Annotated in this window: 1 protein-coding gene; it reads left to right on the plus strand. The window is 28.0% G+C overall.

Annotation, left to right across the window (positions count from 1 at the left end; translation table 11 throughout):
• The coding region (locus CI949_RS20680) for a PAS domain S-box protein (RefSeq protein WP_290769926.1) at nucleotides 1-1,462 on the plus strand (1,462 nt) is incomplete at both ends.

Genomic DNA, 1,462 nt, shown 5'->3' on the forward strand with positions numbered 1-1,462 from the left:
ATATACTTGTTAAAACAGCAGGCAGTTCAGATGCTTTGATAACACGGTTTGATCCTCCTTTTCTTGATGTTTTTAAGGCAAGTGATAATCTTGAGAATATCTTTGCAGAAGGAATGAGATCTAGATTATCAGGTCATTATTGTGAGGCTGTTATTAAAAATGGGAAGAAAGTAATGATTGTCAATGCTCTAGAAAACAGCAAATGGAAAGATTCAATTGATGCTCAGGCTGGACTAAATGCATATTTAGGCTACCCTTTAAAATGGCCTGATGGTAAAATCTTTGGTACACTCTGTATTCACGACAAAAAAATACATCATTTTTCTAAAAACACTCAGGAAATTATGCTGCAGTTTAAAGAACTAATAGAATCTCACCTTGAAATAATTAATAAAAATATTGAAATAAAAATGGATAATGAAATAATAAAAAGGAAAAGCGATAAATATGATAATTTAGTTAATAAAGCACCAATAGGTATTTTTGAAACAACTTCTAACGGGAAAATAATTTCTATTAATGAAAGCATGGCAGAGATTCTGGGATTTTCCAGTATAGATGAGACTTTAAAACATTATAATGACTTAAAAAAAGATCTTTATTTAAATCAAAAGCGAAGAGAAGAATTTATCATGGAATTAAATGAAAATGATGAAGTCAAAAACTTTGAATATCAGGCGATAGGAAAAAATGAAGTTCATAAATGGATTAGTATGAATGCTATAAAAAGCAGAACAAAAGAAGATGGGACTTATGTAATTGAAGGTTTTGTTTTTGATGTTACAGAAAGAAAAGATAAAGAAGAAAAGATTAGAGAACAAAAAGAAGAATTAGCTGCTGCTTTTGAACAGCTAACAGCCTATAATGAAGAAGTTATGGCTATGAATGAGGAATTAGAACAGTCCTTTGAAGAAATAAATTCACTCAACCAGAGATTTGTTAAAATGATTGAACTTGTATCTAATATGACAGATGAGGGCTTATTAACTGAAAAAGATTTTTTGGGAGAACTTTTGAATAATGCTATAAAAATTATACCTGAAGCTGATTATGGTAGTGTTTATATATACGAAAAAGGAAAGGTTAATTTTATAAATACTATTGGTTATGAACTCTCCAGTCTTAAAGATATCAATATACCAGAAGAAGCATTTTTCAATAAAAATGATAATATTGAGATTATAAATTTTAGCGAAGTAAAAAGAAGAAATAAAAAATTTATGGACCAAAAGAATTATAATAAATTGAAAAAATTAAGCTATAAAATGAAAGAAATATTATATATGGATTTAGAAATTTCAGGTCAGAAAAAAGCAGGCTTAAGTCTGGATATTAGCGAAAAGAGCAGCAAAAATTTTACTAATAATTCTCTTAGTGTTTTTAAAGCGTTTCATAATATTGCTTTAAGTTTTTACACAATAAAAGAATATACCAATCTACAAAATTCATTTACCAGGGAACT

This window comes from Halanaerobium sp. (assembly GCF_003070835.1).